The organism is Campylobacter gastrosuis (assembly GCF_030249845.1).
Taxonomy (GTDB): domain Bacteria; phylum Campylobacterota; class Campylobacteria; order Campylobacterales; family Campylobacteraceae; genus Campylobacter_A; species Campylobacter_A gastrosuis.
On record NZ_JANURM010000001.1, the window covers coordinates 65,267 to 90,273 of the forward strand.

Below are 25,007 nucleotides of genomic sequence, written 5' to 3' on the forward strand. Positions count from 1 at the left end.
TGGCTAAAATCGCAAAAATTTTAAACTAAGGTCGGTTTTATGAGAGGTTATAAGATTTTTTCTGGCAATGCAAATGTTGAGTTTGCAAGGCGTGTGGCTCAGTATCTTTCGCTCCCGCTTAGCGAGGCGATTATTAAGAGTTTTAGTGATGGCGAGATAAGCGTGCAAGTAGGCGAGAGTGTGCGTGGCAAGGACGTTTTTGTCGTTCAGCCGACCTGTGCGCCAGCGAATGTAAATTTAATGGAGCTTTTGATTTTAACAGACGCCTTAAAGCGAAGCAGTGCTAGTTCTATCACAGCTGTGGTGCCGTATTTTGGTTACGCTAGGCAGGATAGAAAGGCAGCCCCAAGAGTGCCAATAACGGCAAAATTAGTCGCAAATATGATGCAAACGGCTGGGATTGATAGGGTTATTACTATGGATTTACACGCTGGGCAAATTCAGGGTTTTTTTGATATCCCAGTAGATAACCTTTATGGCAGTATCGTTTTTACAGATTATGTTAGGTCAAAGCACCTTGCAAATCCGATAGTGGCAAGTCCGGATGTAGGCGGAGTGGCTAGGGCTAGGGCTTTGGCTAAGAATTTAGGGCTTGATATGGTTATTGTTGATAAACGCCGTGAAAAGGCAAACGAGAGTGAAGTGATGAATGTTATTGGCGACGTAAATGGCAAGGACGTGATTTTGGTTGATGATATGATTGACACGGCTGGGACGATTGTAAAAGCGGCTAAAATTTTCAAAGAAAAGGGCGCAACAAGCGTGATTGCATTTTGTACGCACCCAGTTTTAAGCGGTGCTGCTTATGAAAATTTAGCAAAAGGCTATCTTGATGAGCTTATCGTAACCGATACGATACCGCTAAAACAGGAGCTAGGTTGCATTAAGGTTTTAAGCGTGGCTTCGCTTTTTGGCGAGGTTATTAGGCGAGTTTATCACAATGAGAGTGTAAATTCACTATTTTAAATCCGAGTAGTTTGCACCTTGCAAACTACATTTTTACCTAAATTTTAACTAAAAAAACTATAATAACGCCTACAATTTAAAAAATAAGGAATTTTATGTATTTATTTACTTCTGAGGTCGTAAGCCCGGGTCACCCTGATAAGTGTGCTGATATTATTGCTGATAGCATTGTTGATACGATTTTAATGCAAGATTCAAACGCAAGGATAGCAAGTGAGGTCTTTTTAGCCGGTAAAAATATAATCATCGGTGGCGAGATAAACTCAAAGGTCAAGCTATCTTTTGGCGATTACGCTAAGATTGTTGAGAGTGCTTTATTTCACATTGGCTATAAAGGTTTGCCATATTTTACAAAAGAGCAGTGCTTGCACCCTGAGGACATTGAGGTTAAGGTCTGTATAAATCAGCAAAGTCCAGATATAAATCAGGGCGTAGATCAAAAAGATGGCGAGATAGGTGCTGGCGATCAGGGCATTATGTTTGGTTTTGCTAGTTCTGAGGCGAAGGAATTTATGCCAGCTGCCATTACTTATGCTAGAATGCTTTGCGATAAGGTTTATAAATTTGCAAAAGCAAATCCAGATAAGCTTGGCGTGGATATTAAAACGCAAGTTACGATTGATTATGGCACAAAAGAGAATTTTGAAAACTGCCATCCGCAGAGCATTCACACCATAGTCGTTTCAGCCCCAAGCGTGCAGAGTATGGATATTGCGACGCTTAGAGCACTCATTCAGGATCTAATTGACGATGCCGGACTGCCTAAAAATTTATACAACAAAGATAAAACCATAATCTACATAAACCCAACTGGTAGATATGTAAATCACAGCTCACTTCACGATAGTGGGCTAACTGGCAGAAAATTAATCGTAGATAGCTTTGGCGGATACGCTCCAATCGGCGGTGGCGCTCAAAGCTCAAAGGACTACACAAAGGTAGATAGAAGCGGACTTTATGCTGCAAGGTATATCGCTAAAAATATCGTAGCAGCCGGACTTGCTAAAAAGTGCATAGTCCAGCTAAGCTACGCAATCGGCGTGGCTAGACCGACATCAGTTAGCGTTGATACGATGGGGACGCAAGTTAGCGGGATTGATGATGATATGCTCTCAAAATTTGTAATGGATAAATTCCCGCTCACGCCAAAGTGGATAACGCAAAAATTCGGACTTGACAAGCCGAGCAAAGATACATTTTTATACGCAAAAGTAGCAGCTCTTGGACAAGTTGGCAATGCAAAATATCCGTGGGAGAAGCTTGATAGCGTTGAAATTTTCAAATCGCTTTTAAAATAAATATAATCCCTATTTTTAGGGATTATTCAAATAATAGCTTTTGTTTTTGTGTGAATTTCTTGTGCATTCCGCGTGCCTTTTTTTCTGAAAAGGTTTCCGCTACAAAGTGTAATTTTTTTTCATCGTCTATGATTTTTAGTTCATTTTGAGAATTTTCTAGCCTAGTTTTTGCTTGCTGTAGATATGTCTCTGAAATATCTATGCCTATAAATTTATGTCCTAAAAGTTTGGCTGCAACTAATGTTGTTCCGCTACCGCAATATGGGTCTATAACAACACCATTATTTTCTAAAATACTATAAATGCACCTTGTAGGGAGTGTTAGTGGAAATGGTGCTGGGTGTGGATTTTTGCCTTCTGGTCTAATGCGCCAAATAGAGGTCATCAGTGCGTGTTTTGAAAGTAATTCTTTGCCGATTAAATCTTTTTTATCTTTTGGTTTATGTAGCCAAAAAATACGCTCTTCAATTTGCCAAAAACGCCAACCTCTTATGTTTGCAGCAATTGCTCTATCCCAAATTATCTCTTGTCTTATGTTCCATTTACTTTTTGATATCCAAGCGTAAGGATGTAGCATAATGCCTTTTTCCCAGCGAACTTTATGGTTATAAAAAAAGCTTCCACCCGGTTTTATAATTCTATAAAGCTCATTTAAGACTAAGATTTGTTCTTCTTGGTAGATATTTTCTGGTTTTTTATCTGTTACGTTTGCATATTTTATGTTACTAACAAGCCAACCTTTTTTATTTTCTTGTTTGTTGTATGGTGGCGAGGTAACACCCATATCTACGCTATCATCGGCTAATTTTTTAAGCTCATCTAATGTGTTTCCCAAAATTAGCATAAATCAGCCTTTTGATATAAGAAATCAAATAAAATTTTATCAATATACTCTTTATTTGCATTTAAAACTTCTTTGCTTTGGTTAAAAATAATTTTTATATCTGCGTTTTGATAGTTTTTAAATGAAAAACTGGCACTTCTAAGATAATATCCGCTAACATCTCCATTCGGGAATTTTTTATTTAGTTGTTTTTCTAGATTATTGGTAAAGTTTTGGTCGTTAAAGCTAAATTCCAGCAGATAAATTAACTGACCATCTATAAAACCACTAGTGAGCATATTTAAATTTGAGTTTTTATCTTTTAAAAATCTAGCCCAAGTGTAATCTGTAAAATTTCCGCCACCATTAAGCTTTGAAGGTGCATTTTTTCTTAAACCATTTTTGTATTCTAAAAAATCAGAAGTTTGTAAATTTTTTGGCTTTGCTTCGCAGTTTATAGCTTTATCTGCTGTGATTTGTTTAAAGCCATTAAAGTCTATTTTTTTAGTATTGTGCGTGTATCCGGCTAAGCTAACTGTTAGAAATTCACGTATAGTTGAGCTGTTTTTATCGTTTATATATATTGTTAAAAGGTCACTAAAAAGTGCAATCAGGCTGTCTTTTGATAGCCCTAATAAAGCTGATGAGAAGTCTATATGCGTTTTTGTTGAGTAAATTTTAATGATTTCTTGTAAATTCTTATTCATTGTTATCCTACAAAATTAAAGATACAATTTTAGCCAAAAGAGCTTAAAATTTTTTCTAAAACCCAAACACAAATGCCAAAATGCAAACAGCAAGTGAGATAGGCACGTAGATGAAGCGACCGATTTGATACCAAGTATCGCCCATTTTGCTCTTTGCACCGGTGTTTATCTCGTCTAAAATTTCATCTTTACGCATTACCCAAAACCACGAAATCGCACCTAAAACCGCACCGACTGGGATTATGTAGTTTGCCACAAAATCCATCCACGGCCCCCATTTTTGGATATTCTCCATTGTGATGCCAACCCCAAAACAGATGATACAGAGCAAAATTAGCACGTTTTTGCGTTTGAAATTTGGGAATTTATGTATCATTGACTCAGCGACCACTTCAAGCATATTTTGAAGCGAAGTGATACCGCCAAAAACGACAGCGGTAAATAAAACAATGGCAAAAATTTGTCCGCCGGGCATTTGTTGAAGCACCTTTGGTAGCGTCTCAAAAAGCAGTCCGGGGCCAGCATTTGGGCTAATGCCAAAGGCAAAAACGGCTGGGATAATCACAAGTGCTGCAATAAGTGCCGCTAGCGTGTCAAAAAATGCCGTTTTTTTAGCACTATCAACGATATCTTCTTTTTTTGAAAGATACGCCCCATAAACAATCATACCAGAGCCGGTAATTGAGAGCGAGAAAAACGCCTGACCCATAGCGCTAACCCAAACCATAGGTTCGGCTAACTTGCTAAAATCAGGGATAAATAAAAATTCATAACCCTTTTGTGTGCCATCAAAAAAGGCAACTCTAATGGCTAAAATCGCAAATAAAATAAAAAATAGTGGCATCATTATTTTATTCGTTTTTTCAATGCTTTTTGCACCAAAAAGTAGCGTTAAAAGTGTGCCTACGATGATGATAGCGTGAAAAGGCACGACAGAGTAGGGCTTAAAGGCAAATGAGCCAAACCAAGTGGCAGTATCTACGCTCATTAAAGAGCCGTCAATCGCCCAAAATAGGGCTTTTAGCACGTATGAGATGATGACAGCGTAGCCAATTGCTATACACATTGACCCGGCCAGTGGCAAGTAGCCCATAATTTTGCCGATTTTATTAAAGCCACGTGAGCTCCAAGCGTATTCGTAAGAGCCGAGTGTGCCAGTTTTTGCCCTTCTGCCAATAGCATATTCAGCCGAAAGACCCACGTAGGCAAAAAGAGCGATGAAAAAAACGTAAATTAGCAAAAATGCGCCGCCGCCGTTTGTGCCTAGCTTGTATGGGAAGCCCCAGACGTTTGCCATACCGACTGCTGAGCCGACAGAAGCGATGATAAAAGCCCAGCCAGATGAGAAAGAGTGTTTTGCCATTTGTAATCCATTTAATTAAAATTTTCGTTAGATTATACTTAATAAAACTTATGTTTAGCAAATTTAAGAGAAAAAATTTAAACTACTTGGCTAAAATTGCCACTTTTAAACGAAAGGTTACGTATGAATTTATCCCTTAAAAAGCTAACTTTGCCTATTTTTATTGATATGCTTTTGCACTTTTTGACACTAATTATCAACACCTATATGGTTACAAAGGTAAGCATTCATCTTGTCGGTGCTATGGGTGCTGGCAATCAAGTAATGGATCTTTTTATGACTATTTTTAGCTTTTTAAGCGTTGGGTGTTCTATCGTGGTCGCTCAGGCACTGGGTGCAAAAAATCAGCACTTAGCAAAACGTGCAATACACGCAAGTATCGCATTTAACACACTTCTTGGCGTTAGCTCGGCACTTTTTATCTACTTTTTTGGCGAGGAGATTTTAGAGCTTTTAAATGTGCCAAGTGAGCTTAGAAGCGACAGCTTTAACTACCTTCACATTCTTGGCTGGGCGTTGTGTTTTGACGGCATCGGTATGGTTATGGCTGCGATTTTAAGGGTTTATAACAGAGCTACGGCTGTGATGTGCGTGTCGCTTTTGATGAATTTAATCACGCTTTTTGGCAATGCCATTGTGCTTTTTGGCTGGTTTGGGCTGCCAAATTTTGGGCTAATTGGGGTTGCGTTTTCTACTATGATAGGGCGATTTGTTGGGCTAATCGTGCTATTTTTTATGATAAAACACCTTGCAAAAGTTCAAATTTACCTTAAACGGCTACTTAGCCTACCACTTGATATTTTGCGTAAAATTTTACACGTCGGTCTGCCAAGTGCTGGCGAAAATCTGCTTTGGATGGCTCAATATATGGTCGCATTTAGCTTTGTTGCCTCAATGGGCGAGGCGTCCTTGTCGGTGCAGACTATCTACTTTCAAATTTCGCTTTTAATTATGCTTTGTGGGGCAAGTATCAGCGTGGCAAACGAGGTCATCGTTGGGCATTTGGTGGGCGCAAGGGAGTTTGAGAGTGCTTACAAAAGAGCCTTTGACGCCCTAAAATACGGCGTTATCGCCACTACTGTGGTCGTGCTTGTGGTCTATTTTAGTAGAAATTTAATCGTCTTTGAGCTTGGTTTAAGTAGCGAGCTAAAAGAGATAATGCTGCCACTTTTTGCTCTTTCAATCGTTCTTGAAATCGGCAGGACGTTTAATATCGTAATAGTAAATGCCCTTCGTGCAAGTGGCGACGCTAGGTATCCGCTGATGACTGGCATCGCCTTTATGTGGGGGCTTAGCCTGCCACTTGGCTACTTTTTAGGCATTCATCTTGGTTATGGGATTATTGGCGTTTGGATTGGATTTTGTGCTGATGAGTGGGTTAGGGGGCTTGTAAATACTTGGCGTTGGAGAAGCAGAAAATGGCAGTCAAAACGGCTAGTTTAAGCTTTCTTGACTATAAAATCAGGGTAAATTTCAGGCGTGGTGTTAAAAATTTTCGCCTAAAAGTAGATGTTAGGGGCGAAATTTCGCTTACTTTGCCCTTTTATGCCACGCAAAAAGTGGCGTTTGAGTTTTTAGAAAAACACGCTTTGTGGCTTAAAAATACTCGTGAGAAAATTTTAAAAAATCAGCTAAAAGATGATGAAATTAGCTATCTTGGTAAAATTTACAAGCTAAAATTTAGCAAAAGTCTAAATGAAATTTTAATAAAAGATGATGAAATTTTGGCTAAAAGTTTAGATGCTTGGGAGAGATTTAGGCGTGAAAAGGCTAGTGAAATTTTTAATATTTATATCCAAAAATTCCTGCCATTTGTTAGAAAAAATATAAGCCACGTTACGATTAGAAGTATGAAAACTCGCTGGGGGAGCTGTAACACAAAAAAGGGCTATATAAATTTAAATCTAAATTTAATAGAAAAGAAACAAGAGCTAATTGAATATGTGGTTTTACACGAGCTAACTCACCTAATTTATGCAAATCATAAGCGTGAATTTTATGATTTTATCGCTAAAATTATGCCCGATTTTAAAGAGCGAGAAAGGGCATTAAACGCCAAAATTTAGCCCTTTATATCATAAATTTTTGAAATTTTATGATAGTAAAACGCCCCAATGAAAAACGCAACGCCCATAAGTGCTGTAATCGCCCAAAGTGCAATGCCATTTTTAAACAAAAAGCCAATAAAAAGTGAAGTGAGAGTGCTAAACGCAAGAAAAATCATATCGTTATAAGCGATAACTCGTCCGTAAAATTTCTCATCGCAGTTTTGTAAAATCAGCGTGTAAGTGAAGCTCCAAAGCGTTGATGTGAAAAATCCAGCGCAAAACATACCGATAAATCCGCTGTAAAAATTAAACTGCAAAATCGCCCAAATAATGATGCCAAGCCCCTGAAAAACGTAGAAGTAGCTTAAATTTTCTTTTGTGATAAAACGGCTTAAAATCGCAGGTGCTATCATCAAAGCCACTGCTCTTGAAGCGTTTGTAAGTCCGATAACAAGCGAAACAGAAAGTAAATGAGCGTATTTATAATCAGCCAAAAGCGCGATGAGAGCGTCATAAGCGGTAATACCAACAAAGGCGTGAAGCACGAGCAGGTGCAAGATTAGCCTATGTTTTTTGATGTAGTTTAGCCCCTCTTTTAGCATAGTTATTGCCTTTTGTGGGGCGTTTTTAACAAGGCTAGGCACCTTTAAACCAAACAAAAAGTAAAAGCCAACAAGATATAAACAAAAATCAAATAAAAATGCCATTTTTATCCCAAAAAAGTGGATAAAAATCCCAGCCAAACCCATACCAGCCGAATATGCGACTGCCCAGATGATTGAGTGGATTTCGTTAGCTAGTTTTAGCTCGTTTTCGTTTAAAATTTTTGGTAGCAGGCTCATTTCGGCTTGAAAATATATCGTTCCAACGCCCATACGAATGAAAATCAGCGTCAAAAGTAGCCACAAAAGCGAGAGGCTGTCAATAAAAAGTAGCATTAAAACCGAGATGGCTTCAACCAGCGTCATCGTCAAAAGCATTGGTTTTGGGCTAAATTTATCTATTAAAATCCCGCTAAATGGGGCTAAAATAATGCCCGGCAAAAACGCCATCGCCGCACTTATCGTAATAACCCAAATGGGGGCATTAAGCTTGATAAGTAGCGTAAAAATGCCTGTGTGAGAGAACCAAGCAGCAAAGTAGCAGATGAGCTGAACTATGCTGATGATACGAAAATTTCTATCTTTTTTAAGTAGTAAAATGTATTTTTGCAAGTAAAATCCTATAATTTTTAGCGAAGTTTAGTTTTTCTAGCCTTATATTTTGATAAGTTTTTGCATTTTGTTTTGGTTTAGCAAAGGTTTTGAACTTTTAATTAAGCCCATTTTGGATAATTTTTATTATAAAATCTAGAATTTTGACTTTTAAATAGTTTAAAAAATGTATAAATTTTAAACGTAAAAGCGAGTTTTAAGAGGCAAATTTAGCTAAATCGCCTCCTTGTGTGATTTTAAAAAGTCGTCCGACCCCCCCCCATTTTGTAAAAATACCTCATTAAATGCCGATTTTGGATCTTTTATATTAAATAAAAAATCAATAATACCCAAATACGGCACAAAATTTTTACCTTGTTGTTTGTAAATTGGGTGAGCAAAATTCAAATACTCTATTTTGATTTTATTATCGTTAAAAATTTGTTTTGAATGCTCGCTTTGGAGATAGTTTCTTGAACCCTCTGGCGAAAGATAGCTATCTGCGTTTAAACTTAAACAAATTTCAAGTAGCAAATCCTCACGTTTTGCGTTTGACAAATTTAGCTTACTAGCACGATAAATAGGAGTATAAATACCTAAATCACTCATAAATTTTTTAATAAGATTTATGTTAAAATCGGATAAATTTTCATTTACAAATAGCTCATTTTTTAAAAATTCAAAGTAATTTTTAAAATTTATTGATTTTGAGTAGGTGTGATGAATTGTATTTAAAATTTTCTCTCGCCATTTTGGTTCTTTTGATAGTAAAATATCGTTTATTTGGGTCTTTTGGGGAGATTTTTGACAGCAAAGAGATAAGAAAAACTCCTTATCATTTAGCTTAATTTTATTTCTACTTTGCCAGCTTCGCCTTTCAAACTGAACACTATCTAAGAATACAAATTTATCAACGCTTTTTATTATATAAAAATAGCCTAGCCAAGGCAAAAAAGTTGGTTGCATAATGGCTATTTTCATAAAATTCTCCCATAAATTACAATATCGCTATCGTTTATTAAATATTCATTTTTCATTATATTTGAACTCTCATAGGTTAAAATTTTAAAATCATTTAACGACAGCTCATTTTGCAAAATTTCAACTAATTCGTGCTCTTGGTAAAGCGTGTTTAAACACCCAGCCTCGCCAGTGATATCGTAGTCATCAGCCATTTTAAAGCAGTTTTTCTCAACCATTTTGCCAATGCCATATCTAAAATCCCTAATGCTTCTTGTCCTTAGAAAAAATAGTGCGTTTGGTTTGTAAATTTTATTCTCTTTTAATAGCCTTAAAAGCCTTATAAAATCGGCTCTTAAAAAGTAATTTATGACATTTGGGATTAGTAAAATATCGGCGTTAAAATTTGCATTTTTGCTCACAAAATCAAACATATCACAAGCGTGAAATTCATAATTTTTGTAGCCAAAGACGTTTTTAAAATTATATTCGCCATTTTGTATGTTAATCGGATTTATATCAACTCCAACACAGCGGTTTTCGTAGCTTGAAAACAGACTTAGGTTGTTGCCGTTGCTACACGCTAGTTCTAGGACGTTTTGATTTGTTAGATTTTGCAAACCATTTTTAAAGAAAAAGTTAATGATTGCACTATCTGGGAATTTTAGACCCTTTAAATTTTTATACATTTTTCTCCCTTTTAGTTGATTTTTCCGTAGATTATAATGTCGCTATCTTTGATATAAACGCCGTTTTTTACGTTTAAATTTTCGCTTGTTATGAGTGTGAAATTTCTAAGGTTTAATTTTTGTTTTAAAATCTCAACTAGCTCACTTTGACTATAACAAGCACAAATCAGCCCATTTTCGCCGCTAAATTCATCGCTATCTAACAAAAACGTGCCGTTTTCTATCATCTTACCAAGTCCGTATCTATGGTCTTTTGTGCTTCTTGCTCTTAAAAATAGCCTGCTACCCCCCCCATATCCTGATTTTGGCGTAGGTTTGATAAAAGCTCGGTAAAATCGTGCTTTGTAATGTAGTTTATAACGTTTGGGATTAGTAAAATATCGGCTTTTATGCCATTTGTGTTTCTTGCAAAATCTCTCATATCGGCGTTAATGAAGCTGTAATTTTTAAATTTATATATGTTTTTGAAGTTAAAATTTGCATTTTTTATATTTGTCGCGTCTAGCTCAACGCCGATTGTTTCGTATCCGTAGCTTGCAAAAAGCGAGAGATTGTTGCCGTTATTAGAGCCTAATTCTAGGACTTTTTGCGGTGTTTTATCAAGATTATTTTTAAAAAAATATCTAATAAGCTCGGCATCTGGATACTTAAATCCTTTTAAATTTTTAATGTAAATTTTATATCCTTTTTACAATTTGTTAAGCGGTTATTGTAGTTAAATTAATATTAAATTTAAATAAGAAGTGCTTTGGGGTGTTTGGGGTGTTTGGGGTGTAATTTAAGTTATTGTTTTTGTTTGGTAAAATTTACCAAAAGTGAGAGAATATAAAATCTAAGGTTTAACAGGGATAAAATTTAGCAAAGCACCAAGCCATTAAAATAAAATTTTTATTAAATTGTCTGTTTAGTGACTTGCTCGCTTTGGTGTGTGATTAGAATTGTTAGCAATTATCTGCTTTTATTGTCTAAATCCCGCCAAAACGGCGATTTTTGCCTTTAAATTCGCTTACGATTTTTGCTAATTCATCTTGGTTAAAATCAGGCCAAAGTGTGTCTGTAAAGGCGAGTTCGGCGTAACTTGCTTGCCAAAGCATAAAATTTGAAAGCCTTTTTTCGCCACCAGTTCTAACCAAAAGGTCAATATCAGCACTCTCATCAAGGGCGTTTGTGATAGAATTTTCTGAAATTTCGCTATTTTTTAATGAATTTATAACACGAACCAGCTCGTCACGACTGCCGTAATTTATCGCTAGGTTTAATTTTAGTTTATTATTTGTTTTAGTTAGCTCTTTTAGCGTTAAAATTTCAACCTTTAAATCATCACTAAAAGGCGTAATGTCGCCGATTGCATTAAAAAAAATCCCGTTTTTTACAAATTTTTCGCGTCTAGAGATTAGAAATTCTTTTAAAAGCTTCATTAAAAAATCAACTTCACTCTTTGGACGCTTCCAATTTTCGGTGCTAAACGCATAAAGGCTTAGAATTTCAATGCCATTATTTATGCAAAACTCACACATCGCCTCAACCGCCAACGCACCCACTTCGTGTCCTTTTGTGCGGATAAAGCCACGCTTTTTAGCCCATCTGCCGTTGCCGTCCATTATGATTGCTAGGTGTTTTAGTTCGTTCATTACTAGCCCTTAAAATCAATCAAATTTTCATTTTTACCTAAAAGTGGCAAGACATTTGAAATTTCTACATTTAGGTTAAACTCAGCACTTAACAAACTTGCTACTTTTTTAAATGGAGTTTTAATGCTTATTAAATTAGAAGCATTAAAAGTAAAAAGAAGCGGGGCAAAATTTGAAAAAACTAGGTAAATTTCACTATTTTTTGCCCCATTTTTTAGCTCAAAAATGCCAAAATTTTCATTATAAATAAATGGTATGTAAATGATACCTTTTGATAAAGCCAAAAGCATATTGCTAAATCCGCTAAATTCGTGCTTTGAGTTTGAGTTAATAAGTGCATTTTTTAAATAATTACTAAACCAAGCGGTATCTGGCTCGTTAATTAGCCTTTCAATCAAACTAAGCCCGTCGTTTAAGACAAAGCTATCAAATTTTGGCTTTTCTAAAAGGTTGCTAATTACGATATTTTGAGCGCCATTTTCAATTTCGCCCCAGTAGTTTTGCCCTACATTTAGCGATTTTACGCTTCTTGTGCTGATACTTTGGTTTGCAAATTTTAAGATATAGCGGTTAAATCCGACTTTCTCGCTTACAAGTATGCTAACTGGCAAAGATGTGTTTAAATGTATCGTTTTTGCCTGATTTGTGGCTACTTTTTGCACCTTTGAGATAGCATTTATCATAAATTACTAGCCAAATTTGCAATTTTTAAAGCGATATTTGACTTATCATCAAGCCCTAAATCAACGCTCTCATTTTGAGTGATAAATTTCACTTCGTTTTTATCGCTACCAAAGCCGTTTTGACTACCCAAAATATTTAAACAAACGGCGTTTAGCCCCTTGTTTTTTAGCATATCTTTGGCGTTTTGCTCTGCGTTTTGTGCGTTTGTTTCAAGTTTAAAGCCGATTTTTTGGCATTTAAAGCCTTTTAATTCGCTCAAAATATCTAAATTTTTAACAAGCTTTAAGCTCCACTCATCGCCAAGCTCTGATTTTTTAAGCTTACCGCTAAAAATTTTATCGCTTACGTAGTCACTAACCGCCGCGCTCATCACGAGCAAATTGGCATTTTCGCACTCATCTTTACAAAGTGATAAAAGCTCTTTTGTGCTTGTAAATTTACTGGTTTTATATGGCAAATTTTCATAAACTACGCTTGAAATTAGGCTGACATTGGCTCCTAAAAAATAAAATGCGTCCGCTAATGCCTTTGCCATTTTGCCACTTGAAAAATTGCTAATAGCTCTAACGTCATCAATCTTTTCACTCGTTGCGCCGCCAGTGATTACGACATTTTTGCCCTGAAATTTGGTCTCACACAATGCTCTTTTTACTTCGTAAATTATTGTATCTACGTCTGCTAACGCACCACGCCCAAGGTCGCCACAAGCTAGAATTTTAGTCAGTGGCTCAATGATTTTAACGCCATTTTGTCTTAAAATTTCAAAGCTTCTTTGTGTGGCGAAATTTTCAAGCATTTTGTTGTTTGCAGCTGGTGCGATTAGGATTTTAGCGTCGGTTGCAAGCAAAGTCTGCATAAAAACGCTAGTTGCGACGCCGTTTGCTAAGCAGTTTATCGTATTTGCCGAGGCTGGAGCGATTAGGACTAGGTCGGCTTTTGCGTATTCTATGTGGCTTACTTTATTTTGCCAGTCTTCATTGCCAGTGTATAAAATTGGGTGGTTTGTGAGTGCTTCAAAGCTTAGGGGATTTGTAAATTTTAATGCTCCGTCGCTTAGCATTACACGCACGTCAGCACCTAGTTTTTTAAGGCGTGAGAGTATCTCATAAGCCTTGTAAAACGATACCGAGCCACAAACTGCGAGCAGAATTTTTTTGTCTTTAAGCATTTTTGTGTCCAAAAAATTTATAAAAAAAGCCCTCTTTGTTTTGCTGTTTGCCCCTGCTAATGGCTAAGGCGCCGCTTGGCACGTCAGATGTTATTGTGCTACCAGCGGCGATTAGCACATCGTCGCCGATATTTACGGGCGCTACAAGCTGTGTGTCTGAGCCTATAAAGACGTTTTTGCCAATGATTGTTTTGTGCTTTTTTATGCCGTCATAGTTGCAAGTGATTGTGCCACAGCCGATATTCGTGCCACTTGCTATTTCGCAGTCGCCAAGATAGCTTAAATGTCCAGCCTTTACGCCGTCTAAAATGCCCTTTTTAACTTCAACAAAATTACCAATGTGCGTGTTTGTTATCTTGCTATCTGGTCTTATGTGAGCTAGTGGTCCGATGTCAGAGTGTGAAATTTCGCTACTCTCAACGACGCTACCACTTTTTATGTGGCTGTTTGTGATTTTACAAGCTCCGATTATGCTTACGTTTTCTTCTATCACGCACTCGCCTGCAAATTCCGCCCTTGCGTCAATGTAGATTGTATTTGCTAGACGCATTAAAACGCCTTGTTTCATTAAATTTTGCTTGATTTTATCCTGCATTAAACTCTCAGCAATGCTTAGCTGAAATTTGTCATTTATCCCCATAAAATTATGCTCACAAACATCGCTAGCAACGCAGTTTAAGCCAAGCTCGTTTGCGATTTTTATCGTGTCTGTCAGATAGTATTCATTTTGTGCGTTTTTGTTATCAATTTTTGGCAAAATAAGCTCTAAAATTTCACGCTTAAAGCAGTAAGTGCCTGCATTTACTCTTTTTATCTGCTTTTGGGCTTCGTTTGCGTCTTTTTGCTCTATTATGCCAGTTACTTTGCCGTTTTCTTCAATCACTCTGCCATAGCCAAAAGGATCATCTGCTATAAACGAACTCATCGCTATATCAGCGTCTATCTCGCATAAATTTCTAAGCTCATCAGTCGTGATTAAGGGCATATCGCCACAAGTTACAAGCACCTTTTTACCGCTAAATTTCACGCCCTTTAAAGCCCCAGCGGTGCCCGGATAGTTTTTTAAATCCTGAGTGTAAATTTTAGTATCTTTAAACTCATCTAAAATGTGCTTTTCTATCAGCTCTTTTTGATGAAAAAGCACGACGCTAACGTCATTTGTAAGCTCATAAGCACGAGCTAAAACGTGTCTAATCATACTCACACCACTTAGCTTAAACATAACCTTTGGCGTATCTGACTTCATTCTCGTGCCAAGCCCAGCGGCTAGGATAACTACTGAAATTTCACTCACTTTTTTGCCTTGTTGTTTAAAATTTTGGCTAGGATTTTATCAGATTTTTAACTAAAAACTAATAAAATACAACCCTATTTTAAAATTAAGTGAGCGAGTATGGATTTAGGAACCGTTGTCGGCTGGGTGCTAACTATGGTCTTGTTGCTTGGGTCTATGGCGATTGGCGTTGGTATTGGACCTTATATTGATATCCCATCTGTGATGATTGTTTTTGGTGGCACAATTGGTGTTTTAATGGTCGGCTTTAAAATGGAGACCTTAAAGGGCATTGGTAAATTTTACGGCATTGCCGTTAAACCGCCACAAATTAACCTACCAGAAACAATAAAAAAGATAGTTGATTACTCCACAAAGGCAAGGCGTGATGGAATTTTAGCCCTTGAAAGTGATGTGAATAACGAGCCAAATTTATTTTTAAAAAAAGGGCTTTCAATGGCTGTTGATGGCAACGAGCCTGATGCGATTAGGGCGTTGCTTGAAATTGACATAGACCAGACAAATTCAAGGCACGGCGCAAATATTAAAATTTTTGATCAAATGGGCGGATTTGCCGGCGCTATGGGTATGATAGGGACACTTATCGGTCTTGTTGCTATGCTTATGAATATGTCAGATCCTAGTGCCATTGGTCCTTCAATGGCGGTTGCACTTCTTACGACACTTTATGGGGCGATGATAGGTAATATTTTAGGTGCTCCGGTAGCAAATATCCTATCAATACGAAATGACGGCGAAATGTTAGAAAAACAGATAATCTTAGAGGGCATAATGTCAATCCAAGCAGGAGATAACCCACGAACGCTTGAAAGTAAGCTTCTTTCTTATCTAGCACCAAAAGATAGAAAATCTCAATTTGAGCAGTAAATGGCAAAGCTAATAAAACCAGAAGATTGCCCTAAATGTATGCCAGGTTGGCTTGCCACTTTTGGCGATCTTATGTCGCTTTTGCTCTGTTTTTTCGTGCTTTTGCTCTCAATGAGCACAATGGACGCTAAGAAATTTGAAACAGCAGTTGGCTCGCTAGCTGGGGCGTTAAGCGTTTTAGAGGGCGGTGCTAGACCAGAGGTGCAAAACGAGCAAGAGACCGAGCTTCAATCACGCATAAAAAAAGAGAAAATTCAGTCAAAATCACAAGATGAAATTTCACAAGCCGTAAAGGCGATAAATGAGCTTTTAAACGCATCTGGCTCGCCTGAGGTGACATTAAAAGACAGCGAGGATGGCTTTATTATTAGGCTGCCAGCTAGCCTGCTTTTTAAGCAAGGCAGTGCTGAAATTTCAAACGATGATGCAAAATTATTCTTAAAACGAATAGCGATGATAGCAGCAAAACTAGCCCCAGAGGTTGATTTAGATGTGGTCGGACACACAGATAGCACTATGCCGGATATAAACTCAATCTATAAAGATAACTGGCAACTCTCATCAGCACGTGCTATAAGTGTAGTTTCTGAGCTTTTAAGGGACGGGGTTGATGCAAAAAGGCTAATCGCCTCTGGCAGGGCTTCGTTTGAACCAGCCGTTTTAGGCAGCAGCGACGAGGCTAATATCCAAAATAACAGGGTTGAGATACGCTTTGTTTCGCTTGATAAGGATAAAAAAGAGGCGACTAGAAAGAGTGTGCTTGATGAGAGCGTGAGATGAGAATTTTTGCTTTGATTTTTGTCTTTGGCGTGTCGGTTTTTGCAGCCGATAATGTCCAAATCCCAACGATAAATTTAAGCCTAAGCGCACCTGAAAGCCCAACCCAGCTGGTAACCTCACTAAACGTCCTAATCGCCCTAACAATCCTAACCCTAGCGCCGGGACTTATCTTTATGATGACTAGCTTTTTACGCCTTGTCATCGTGTTTTCATTCTTAAGGCAAGCTATGGGCACACAGCAAATGCCACCTTCTACGCTTTTAATCTCACTTGCAATGGTGCTTACATTTTTTATAATGGAGCCAGTTGCTAAACAGGGCTACGAACAGGGTGTAAAGCCCTATTTAGCCGAGCAAATCGGCTACGAACAAGCCTTTACTAACGCCGTAAAGCCGTTTAAAGAATTTATGCTAAAAAACACGAGAGAGAAGGATTTAGCACTATTTTTTCGTATCAGAAATATGTCAAATCCAGCTAACATTGATGAGGTCCCGCTTAGCATTTTGGTTTCTGCTTTTATGATAAGCGAGCTAAAAACTGCCTTTGAAATTTCATTTTTGCTCTACCTGCCGTTTTTAGTCATTGATATGGTCGTAAGCTCCGTGCTTATGGCTATGGGTATGATGATGCTACCGCCAGTTATGATCTCGCTGCCGTTTAAGCTCTTAATCTTCGTGCTTGTTGATGGCTGGAATTTACTGGTGGGCAATCTCGTAAAAAGCTTTCATTAATGTTTAGAATTCTCATAATTTTTGTTATGGTTTTGCCACTTTTTAGCCAAAATTTAGCAAATATCATAAAACTAGCTTACCAAAATGATTTGGTAAAAATCAAAGAGCAAGAAATTTTAAAATCATCGCTAAAAAAAGAGCAGTTAGACAGCCAGTATCTGCCCCAGCTCACGCTTGGTGGTGGCTATGAGAGGCGAGATAAAGATAACTTTTTAATCTCGCCAAAAGAGGCTAGGGCAGTTTATGCTAGGCTTGAATACCTGCTTTTTGACGGCTTTAAAAAAGAGGCTAGGCGTGAAATTTTAGATAGCGAAAATCAAAAGGATTTTTTAAAGAGCGACGAGTTTAAAAATGAGCTTGCATTTTTGCTAACCACGCTCTATTTTAACGCCGTTTTAACAGATAATCTAATCAACGCAAAAATTTCACAAAAAGAGTATTTAAACAACGAGCTAAAACGCCTAAATGCCCTAAAAAACGCTGGACTTGCCTCAAACGATGAGCTTAGCCTGATTTTAGCAAAATCTCATCTAGCACAAAGTGAGCTTCTATCTTTAAAACAAGATAGGCTTAAAATTTTAAACGAAATTTCGCTTTATGCAAATGAAAATTTAGATAGCCTAAATGTTTCAAGTCTAAAAATGCCAGATTTTGATAATTTAGCTCAAAATTACGAGCTAAAAGGGCTAGAAATTGATATTAAAAAGAGCCAAAGTGCCATTGATGAAGCCAAAAGTAGCCACTATCCACGCATTTTTTTAAGCAATAAATTTTCGGTTTATAAAAATAGATTTGATGATATAAATGAGCCGTTTAGAAGCTATGCTGGGCAGTTTTTTAACCAAAAAAGGTCAGAACAAAACGAATTTATGCTCGGCTTTGAGTGGCTTATTTTTGACTTTTTTGCCACTTCAAAGGGCGTTCAAATCGCACAAATTTCGCAAAATCAAGCCATTTTAAACCTAAATCACAAAAAACGTGAAAATGAGATTGAGCTTAAAAATTTACAAAATGAGATAGAAATTTCACGCCAAAAAATCGCTGCAAACGAGCTTTTTGTCAAGGCAGCAGACACCGCTTTAAGCTCAATTAGCAAAAAATATCACGCTGGACTTGTTGGTTATAGCGAGTTTTTACTTGCACTTTTAAACGACTTTGACGCTAAGAGTGCCTTGGCGTTTTCACAGAGCGATTTTGAGATAAAAAAGGCTAGGTATTACCTAAAAAGTGGCATTGAAATTTTAAAAAGGATAGATGAGTGAGAAAAGTTTTCGTGCTTTTTTGCGTTTTAAAGTGCATTTTTGGCGATGAAATTTACGCTGATTTTAATGTCGTGGCGGATAAAAAATCAGAGCTTGTTTTTGAAATTTCTGGTGTTGTGAATGCTATAAATGTTGATGTTTCAAGTGTTGTAAAAAGGGGCGAAATTTTAATCGCACTTGATGATAAAGATGAGCAAATCGCCCTAAAAATGGCAAAAAACGCACTTGAAAATGCAAAAAATGCACTAAATTTTGCAAAAAGCACGCTGGATAAATTTGTGCTTGTAAAAGATGAAATTTCAAAGTTGGAATTTGAGCGCGTAAATTACGAATACAAAGAGGCACTTTTGGCAAAAAATCGCGCTGAAATTTCTATTTTGGAGCTAGAAAATAAAATAGAGAAAAAACGGCTTAAAGCCCCATATGACGGCATTATTACGCAAAAAAATGTTGAGATTGCAAGTGGGGTTGTAGCACTTAATCAAAAGGTTTTAGAAATCATTGCCTACCCAAAAGTTAGGCTGGTTTTAAACATTGATGAGAGCTTTTTGGGTTGCGTTAAAAAGGGCGATTTGTTTAAATTTAGACTTGATGACATAGATAAAACGGCAAAAATTTCGTTAATTTATCCGACAATTAATGAAAAAACGAAAAAATTTAGAGCCGAAGCGATGAGCGAAAATTTAGAGGTCGGACGATACGGCGAGGGGTTAATTGAGTGTATAAAATAGCGATAAATCGCCCAATTGCCACGCTTATGCTCTTTATGGCACTCGTGATTTTTGGGCTTTTTGCGATTAAATCAATGAGCGTAAATCTCTTCCCCGAGATTGAAATTCCGCTCGTTAAAATCACCACTCACGCAAACGGCGACAAGGAGTTTATAAACTCAAAAATTACAAAAAAGCTTGAAGATGAAATCAGTGGTATTAGCGGGATAAAAAATCTAAATTCTTACAGCTACAACGGACTTAGCGTGATTTTGATTGAGTTTAATTTAGATAAAAACATTGAGGTTGCCCTAAATGATGTCAGGGATAAAATTTCAAAGGCAAACCTAGCTTTTAAGAGTGTAACAGAAAAAATCAGTGCTGCAAATGAGCCGATTTTTAGCGTTTTTATAAGCAGGATTGATGAGAATAAAACGGCTTTAATGCAGGATATTGATAACGTGATAAGAAACCATTTAGAGCGTGTAAATGGGGTTTTAGGCGTTGATGAGGTCGGATTTTTAAAGCCAGTGGTTGATGTGAAATTTGATAACTTTTTGCTAAATAAGTTTGATCTAAACACCGCTGAGATTTCAAACATAATCGCCACGCAAAACCTAAAAACCCCGCTTGGCAAAATCAAATCAGATGAGAGCCAAACGCCCATAATTTCGGACTTTGACGCTAAAAATTTAGATGAGTTAAGGCAGATTAGGCTAAAAAATGGCGTGTTTTTAAAAGATGTAGCCAGTGTTGATTTTGCAGGGCTTGATAGCGATACATTAGCGATTTTTGGGGGTAAAAGCGGAGTTTTGCTTGAAGTTAAAAAGCAGAGCTTTGCAAATACGCTTGAAGTGATAAAACGGCTTAAAATTTCACTTGAAAATTTAGTTAAAATTTTGGATAAAAATTATCAAATAAGCGTGGTTTATGATAAGAGCGAGCTTGTTTTAAAGCACGTAAAACAGGCTAGTTTTGATATGATTTTAGGCATTTTTTTAACGGCACTCATCGTATTTTTATTCTTACGAAATTTAAGCGCTACAATCATTGCAACAATTGCCGTGCCAATTAGCATTATTGGGACGTTTTTTATAATAAATTTGCTCGGTTTTGACATAAATCGCTTGACACTTGTTGCACTAACGCTTGGCATTGGCGTTTTTATTGATGACGCTATTGTTGTAATTGAAAATGTTACAAAAAAGCTAGACACGCAAAACAACGCACTTATGGCTAGTTTTTTAGGCGTTAAAGAGATAGCGTTTAGCGTCCTTGCTATCTCTGCTGTTTTGCTCTGTGTTTTCGTGCCGATTGCCTTTATGCAGGGCATTGTTGGGCGGTATTTTTACTCATTTGCTTTAAGCGTGGCTGGTGGCGTGGTGGTGTCGTTTTTTGTCTGTATAATGCTAACGCCAACGCTTTTAGCACGTTTTTTAACGACAAAAAAGGGTAAATTTTTCGTGCTTTCTGAGCCATTTTTTGCTAAGCTTGATAGCTTTTATGAGCGAATTTTAGAGCTTGTTTTAAGGTTTAAAAAGAGCTTTTTGCTCATCTCTTTTTTGATTTTTGCCTTTTGTTTATCGCTTACTTTAAAGGTCGGAGGCGACTTTATGCCAAGTGAAGATAACAGCGAATTTAACATATTTTTTAAAGCCGACCCAAACATTAGCGTAAGCAAAATGAGTGAGCGTTTAGAGCCGATTTTAGCTAAGATTAACGCCGATAAAAGGGTGGATAAGGCGTTTTTATTAATCGGCTATGATGATGCAAAATCAGCCTATAAAGCCAAAATTTACGTTCATTTAAAAAGCCTTAATGAGCGAAATGATAGGCAAAAGATAATTATGAGCGAGTATAGAAATGCCCTGAAATTTAGCGATTTAAACGTGAGCGTGGCTTCTTTGCCAGTCGTTGATGTTGGCGATAACGAGCCATTTTCGTTAATTATCAAGGGCGATGATTTTGCTAAACTTGATGAAATTTATGCCAAAATCAGGCAAGATTTAATGAAATTTGGCGGTGTTGTGGATATTAAAAGTCCAAACGAGGATAGAATTTATGAGATTTCACTTAGCCTAAATAGGCAAAAAACAAAGCTTCTTGGCATAGATGAAAAAGCGTTGGCAGATACGATAAATTCGTCGTTTTCGCAGGTTTTAGTTAGCATTTTTGATGATGGGGTAAATCAATATGATATCGCCGTTAGCCTTGATAAAAAAGACAGCATTGACAGGCTTAAAAATTTAAAGGTAAAAAACAACAAGGGCGAGAGTTTTATGCTTAGCGACTTTGCGACCTTTACAAAAAAGCGTGAAATTTTACTAATCCCACGCCATAACCGCCAAAATCAGCTAAAAATCCTAGCCAATCTTGATAATAGACCGCTTGGCGATGTGGCTTCGTTTATATCGCAAAATTTAGAGTTGCCTAGTGGTTATAGCTATCAGTTTTCAGGGCAGGTTGAGCTTATGCACGACACAAACAGGGCGTTTGTATTTACGATTTTGCTTAGTGCTGTGCTAATTTATATGATTTTAGCTGCACTTTATGAGAGTTTTATTTTGCCGTTTGTGATTATGCTTTCGCTGCCACTTGCCTTTGCTGGGGTTGGGCTGGGGCTGTTTTTAAGCTCAAATTCATTTAGCCTTTTTGTTATGGTTGGGGCGATTTTGCTCTTTGGTATGGTCGGTAAAAACGCCATTTTACTGCTTGATTTTGCAAATAAATTCGCAAAAGAGGGGCTTAGTCCGGATTTGGCGGTTAAAAAGGCTGGTGTAAAAAGACTTCACGCCATTTTAATGACAACATTTGCTATGATTTTTGCGATGCTCCCACTTGCACTTTCTCGTGGGTCTGGATACGAGGCAAACTCGCCAATGGCGACGGCGATTATTTTTGGGCTAATTAGCTCTACTATCCTTACACTCCTTGTCATACCTGCACTATTTAGCACGGCTTACTGGCTTGATAGCTGGTTTAGAAAATTTTATGAAAGAGAGGCGATTTAGTGAAAAATTTAGCTCTTGTTACACTTATTTGGGCATTTAGTTTTAGTCTTATTGGCGAGTATTTAGCTGGTAAGATTGATAGCTATTTTTCGGTATTTGTGCGAGTTTTATTTGCCTCTTTGATATTTTTGCCATTTACGAAATTTAAAGGCATTAGCGTGAAATTTGCACTTAGAATTATGCTTATTGGTGCGGTGCAAATCGGGCTAATGTATCTATTTTACTATAACTCATTTTTGTATCTTAGCGTGGCAGAGGTTGCGTTATTTACGATATTTACGCCGTTTTATGTTACGATTGTTTATGATTTGTTTAGCCTGAAATTTAGACCGCTTTATCTAATTAGCGTTGGCGTGGCTGTTCTTGGTGCTTTGGTGATAAAATTTTCAGGGCTAAATGGCGATTTTTTAAAGGGATTTTTGCTAGTTCAAGGGGCAAATTTATGCTTTGGGGCAGGGCAGAGTGCTTATAAATTTCTGCTTGAAAAAGAGCCGTTAATTAATCAAAAGCAAATTTTTGGCTACTTTCATTTTGGTGCGTTTTTTGTGGTGCTTTTTGCATTTTTAGCCTTTGGCAATTTTGATAAGATTAGCCCAAATTTAACTCAAATCATCGTTCTTTTTTGGCTTGGCGTTGTCGCTAGTGGGCTGGGATATTTTTTGTGGAATAGCGGTGCAACGCTCGTTGATAGCGGTGTTTTAGCTATTATGAATAACGCCCTAATCCCAGCAGCAATCATCGTAAATTTATTCTTTTGGTATAAGCCAACCGATGTGTTTAGGCTGATTTTAGGAGCGGTTTTGCTTTATGCCTCTTTGCTAATTCATAAGAGAATTATGAAAATTTATGAGAGTAAATAGCTCTTAAATGTTACTTTTTGTAAAACTCTAAAAATTTATTTTTTATTGCCAAAAATTTACTTAAAATTCATAAATGCCCAAAAATAGGGCAGTTTTTATAAATTCTCATCTATTTTTAGTTTAAAAACTATTTAAAAAAAATTTTTAATTTTTTTATTTTTAAATTTCACAAAGCTTTTTTTAATAGATTTTAACTCGTAAAACCACATTAAGGAGAATTTATGGGCTACACACAGGTGTATGATCCGCTCTCAAATATCTTTTTGAGTGCGTTAGTTGCAGCGTTGCCGATATTTTTATTTTTGGTTTCGCTTGTTGTTTTTAAGCTTAAAGGTTGGCTAGCGGCGTTACTAACCGTAACACTAAGCTCACTCATTGCGATACTATTTTATAAAATGCCAGTGTCGCTTACGCTAATGAGCTTCACGCAGGGCTTTTTAACAGGGCTTTGGCCTATCGCTTGGATTATTTTAGCGGCGATTTTTCTTTATAAACTTAGCGTTAAATCGGGCTATTTTGAAATTCTAAAAAAGAGCATTATGAGCATTACGCCAGATCACAGAATTCAGGTTATCTTAGTCGGCTTTTGTTTTGGTGCGTTCTTAGAAGGTGCGATAGGTTTTGGTGCACCAGTTGCCATTTCAGCAGCACTTTTAATGGGGCTTGGACTTCGTCCGCTTTATGCAGCCGGACTTTGTATGATAGCAAACACCGCACCAGTGGCGTTTGGAGCGGTTGGAATTCCTATCATCGCACTTGGCAAGGCTGTTGGCGTTGATCCAAACCTAATCTCAAAGCTTTCAGGCTATATGTTGCCACCGATTGCCATTTTTGTGCCGTTTTTTATCGTATTTTTAATTGACGGCGTAAAGGGCGTAAAAGAGACGTTTTTACCGATTTTAGTCGCTGCTTCTAGCTTTGCAATTACGCAGTTTTTAACAGCTGTCTATCTTGGACCAGAGCTACCAGATATCACTTCGGCACTGGTTTCAATCTCGCTAACAACGATATTTTTAAAATTTTATAAGGTTAAAAATGTATTTAGGTTTGACGGGGCGACCGATTTTTCAAACACCGAAAAAATTCCAACAAAAGAGCTGGTAAATGCGTGGCTGCCGTTTGTTTTCTTAATCGCTTGTATCGTGGTTTGGGCGATACCGGCTGTAAAAACTGCACTTACTTCGTTTAACATCGCCTTTGAGCTACCTATGCTTCACAAAGCTGTCATTGAAGTAGCGCCGATAAAGGCAAAAGATACGGCAATTGCGGCGATTTATACTTGGGATATCTTAAAAGCCACTGGCACAGCGATACTTTTAGCTGCTGTTTTAACGATTTTTGCTTTAAAATTAAAAACGCAAGTGGTAATCGGTGCTGCAAAAGAGACCTTTAATGAGATGATGATACCTATTATCACCGTTGGACTTGTTGTGGCTTACGCTTCAATTGCAAAAAACAGCGGACAAGCCGCAACTATGGGCTTAGCAATGGCAAACACTGGCGGTGCGTTTGCGTTTTTCTCGCCGGTTATTGGCTGGCTTGGGGTGTTCTTAACTGGCTCTGACACTAGCTCAAACCTGCTTTTTGGTGCTTTACAGCAAGTTACGGCAAATCAGCTTGGCATTAATGAAGTCATATTTTTAGCCGCAAACACCGTTGGTGGCGTGGTTGGTAAGATGATAAGCCCTCAAAGTATCGCAATCGCTTGTGCGGCTGTCGGACTTGTGGGTCGCGAGAGTGAGTTGTTTAAATTTACATTAAAATACTCGTTAATTTTCATAATTTTAATGGGTATTTGCACTTGGTCATTTGTGAATTTATTCCCATCGCTAATCCCAGCGATTTAAAAATTTTAAGCCAAAATAGCCTAAATTTGGGCTGTTTTGGCATTTTTTATTTTCTTAAATCTAAATTGCAAAAACCCCTAAATGTTACGATTTTACACACTTAGCTGTTTAAATA

Annotated in this window: 24 protein-coding genes; 12 read left to right on the plus strand and 12 right to left on the minus strand. The window is 37.3% G+C overall.

The window, feature by feature from the left end:
* Positions 1 to 39 precede the first annotated feature (39 nt).
* Both NYG85_RS00360 and metK read left to right on the plus strand, forming a co-directional pair.
* Positions 40 to 966, plus strand: coding sequence for a ribose-phosphate pyrophosphokinase (locus NYG85_RS00360; protein ID WP_284936563.1), 927 nt, complete (start codon positions 40 to 42; stop codon positions 964 to 966).
* Between the two features lie 95 nt (positions 967 to 1,061).
* Positions 1,062 to 2,264 (plus strand): methionine adenosyltransferase, encoded by a 1,203-nt coding sequence (gene metK / locus NYG85_RS00365; RefSeq protein ID WP_284936564.1) that lies wholly within the window; start codon positions 1,062 to 1,064, stop codon positions 2,262 to 2,264.
* 22 nt (positions 2,265 to 2,286) lie between these two features.
* Here metK and NYG85_RS00370 read toward each other — a convergent pair whose 3' ends face one another.
* The 3 genes from NYG85_RS00370 to NYG85_RS00380 are packed head-to-tail and all read right to left on the minus strand — an operon-like array spanning position 2,287 to position 5,157.
* Entirely contained in the window at positions 2,287 to 3,108 is an 822-nt protein-coding gene (locus NYG85_RS00370) for a DNA-methyltransferase (RefSeq protein WP_284936566.1), read from the minus strand.
* A complete protein-coding gene (locus NYG85_RS00375; protein ID WP_284936567.1) occupies positions 3,102 to 3,794 on the minus strand; it encodes a hypothetical protein in 693 nt (230 codons plus the stop codon). The genes NYG85_RS00370 and NYG85_RS00375 overlap by 7 nt, the downstream gene beginning before the upstream one ends.
* A gap of 55 nt (positions 3,795 to 3,849) precedes the next feature.
* The gene (locus NYG85_RS00380; RefSeq protein ID WP_284936568.1) at positions 3,850 to 5,157 is read right to left on the minus strand and encodes a sodium-dependent transporter; all 1,308 of its coding nucleotides are present in this window, start codon (positions 5,155 to 5,157) and stop codon (positions 3,850 to 3,852) included.
* 123 nt (positions 5,158 to 5,280) lie between these two features.
* Between NYG85_RS00380 and NYG85_RS00385 the strand changes: the two genes are divergently transcribed.
* Positions 5,281 to 6,600, plus strand: coding sequence for an MATE family efflux transporter (locus NYG85_RS00385; RefSeq protein ID WP_284936569.1), 1,320 nt, complete (start codon positions 5,281 to 5,283; stop codon positions 6,598 to 6,600).
* Positions 6,576 to 7,223: a M48 family metallopeptidase gene (locus NYG85_RS00390; protein WP_284936570.1), complete on the plus strand. Its 648-nt coding sequence runs from the start codon at positions 6,576 to 6,578 to the stop codon at positions 7,221 to 7,223. Before NYG85_RS00385 ends, NYG85_RS00390 begins: the two co-directional genes overlap by 25 nt.
* Here the strand turns inward: NYG85_RS00390 and NYG85_RS00395 are convergent.
* The 9 genes from NYG85_RS00395 to glmU form a co-directional block, all read right to left on the minus strand.
* Positions 7,220 to 8,419: an MFS transporter gene (locus NYG85_RS00395; RefSeq protein ID WP_284936572.1), complete on the minus strand. Its 1,200-nt coding sequence runs from the start codon at positions 8,417 to 8,419 to the stop codon at positions 7,220 to 7,222. The two genes, NYG85_RS00390 and NYG85_RS00395, sit on opposite strands and share 4 nt — an antisense overlap.
* Before the next feature lie 213 nt (positions 8,420 to 8,632).
* Positions 8,633 to 9,379 carry a WbqC family protein gene (locus NYG85_RS00400; RefSeq protein ID WP_284936573.1) on the minus strand — a complete coding sequence of 249 codons (747 nt, stop codon included), beginning with the start codon at positions 9,377 to 9,379 and terminating at the stop codon, positions 8,633 to 8,635.
* Positions 9,376 to 10,047 carry a class I SAM-dependent methyltransferase gene (locus tag NYG85_RS00405; RefSeq protein WP_284936574.1) on the minus strand — a complete coding sequence of 224 codons (672 nt, stop codon included), beginning with the start codon at positions 10,045 to 10,047 and terminating at the stop codon, positions 9,376 to 9,378. The genes NYG85_RS00400 and NYG85_RS00405 overlap by 4 nt, the downstream gene beginning before the upstream one ends.
* A gap of 11 nt (positions 10,048 to 10,058) precedes the next feature.
* On the minus strand, positions 10,059 to 10,274 hold the full coding sequence (locus NYG85_RS00410) for a hypothetical protein (protein WP_284936575.1): 216 nt from the start codon (positions 10,272 to 10,274) through the stop codon (positions 10,059 to 10,061).
* 41 nt (positions 10,275 to 10,315) lie between these two features.
* Entirely contained in the window at positions 10,316 to 10,723 is a 408-nt protein-coding gene (locus NYG85_RS00415) for a class I SAM-dependent methyltransferase (protein ID WP_349252793.1), read from the minus strand.
* A 289-nt stretch (positions 10,724 to 11,012) separates the two neighbouring features.
* Complete coding sequence (uppS, locus tag NYG85_RS00420; protein WP_284936576.1) at positions 11,013 to 11,678, minus strand: polyprenyl diphosphate synthase; 666 nt, start codon at positions 11,676 to 11,678, stop codon at positions 11,013 to 11,015.
* Positions 11,679 to 11,680: 2 nt separating this feature from the next.
* Complete coding sequence (locus NYG85_RS00425) at positions 11,681 to 12,361, minus strand: hypothetical protein (RefSeq protein ID WP_284936577.1); 681 nt, start codon at positions 12,359 to 12,361, stop codon at positions 11,681 to 11,683.
* Entirely contained in the window at positions 12,358 to 13,530 is a 1,173-nt protein-coding gene (coaBC, locus tag NYG85_RS00430; RefSeq protein WP_284936578.1) for a bifunctional phosphopantothenoylcysteine decarboxylase/phosphopantothenate--cysteine ligase CoaBC, read from the minus strand. The genes NYG85_RS00425 and coaBC overlap by 4 nt, the downstream gene beginning before the upstream one ends.
* Positions 13,523 to 14,824, minus strand: a complete 1,302-nt coding sequence (gene glmU / locus NYG85_RS00435) for a bifunctional UDP-N-acetylglucosamine diphosphorylase/glucosamine-1-phosphate N-acetyltransferase GlmU (RefSeq protein WP_284936579.1) — start codon at positions 14,822 to 14,824, stop codon at positions 13,523 to 13,525. Before glmU ends, coaBC begins: the two co-directional genes overlap by 8 nt.
* A 99-nt stretch (positions 14,825 to 14,923) precedes the next feature.
* On the opposite strand from glmU, the gene NYG85_RS00440 reads away from it, so the two are divergent.
* The 8 genes from NYG85_RS00440 (at position 14,924) to NYG85_RS00475 (ending at position 24,892) form a co-directional block, all read left to right on the plus strand.
* Positions 14,924 to 15,691, plus strand: a complete 768-nt coding sequence (locus NYG85_RS00440; RefSeq protein ID WP_284936581.1) for a motility protein A — start codon at positions 14,924 to 14,926, stop codon at positions 15,689 to 15,691.
* Entirely contained in the window at positions 15,692 to 16,471 is a 780-nt protein-coding gene (locus NYG85_RS00445; RefSeq protein WP_284936583.1) for a flagellar motor protein MotB, read from the plus strand.
* Positions 16,468 to 17,202: a flagellar type III secretion system pore protein FliP gene (gene fliP, locus NYG85_RS00450; protein ID WP_284936584.1), complete on the plus strand. Its 735-nt coding sequence runs from the start codon at positions 16,468 to 16,470 to the stop codon at positions 17,200 to 17,202. Before NYG85_RS00445 ends, fliP begins: the two co-directional genes overlap by 4 nt.
* The gene (locus NYG85_RS00455) at positions 17,202 to 18,464 is read left to right on the plus strand and encodes a TolC family protein (protein WP_284936586.1); all 1,263 of its coding nucleotides are present in this window, start codon (positions 17,202 to 17,204) and stop codon (positions 18,462 to 18,464) included. The genes fliP and NYG85_RS00455 overlap by 1 nt, the downstream gene beginning before the upstream one ends.
* Positions 18,461 to 19,195 carry an efflux RND transporter periplasmic adaptor subunit gene (locus tag NYG85_RS00460; RefSeq protein ID WP_284936588.1) on the plus strand — a complete coding sequence of 245 codons (735 nt, stop codon included), beginning with the start codon at positions 18,461 to 18,463 and terminating at the stop codon, positions 19,193 to 19,195. Before NYG85_RS00455 ends, NYG85_RS00460 begins: the two co-directional genes overlap by 4 nt.
* On the plus strand, positions 19,183 to 22,185 hold the full coding sequence (locus tag NYG85_RS00465) for an efflux RND transporter permease subunit (RefSeq protein ID WP_284936589.1): 3,003 nt from the start codon (positions 19,183 to 19,185) through the stop codon (positions 22,183 to 22,185). Before NYG85_RS00460 ends, NYG85_RS00465 begins: the two co-directional genes overlap by 13 nt.
* Positions 22,185 to 23,045, plus strand: a complete 861-nt coding sequence (locus tag NYG85_RS00470) for an EamA family transporter (protein WP_284936590.1) — start codon at positions 22,185 to 22,187, stop codon at positions 23,043 to 23,045. The genes NYG85_RS00465 and NYG85_RS00470 overlap by 1 nt, the downstream gene beginning before the upstream one ends.
* Before the next feature lie 221 nt (positions 23,046 to 23,266).
* The gene (locus NYG85_RS00475) at positions 23,267 to 24,892 is read left to right on the plus strand and encodes a lactate permease LctP family transporter (protein ID WP_284936591.1); all 1,626 of its coding nucleotides are present in this window, start codon (positions 23,267 to 23,269) and stop codon (positions 24,890 to 24,892) included.
* The last annotated feature ends 115 nt before the right edge of the window (positions 24,893 to 25,007 follow it).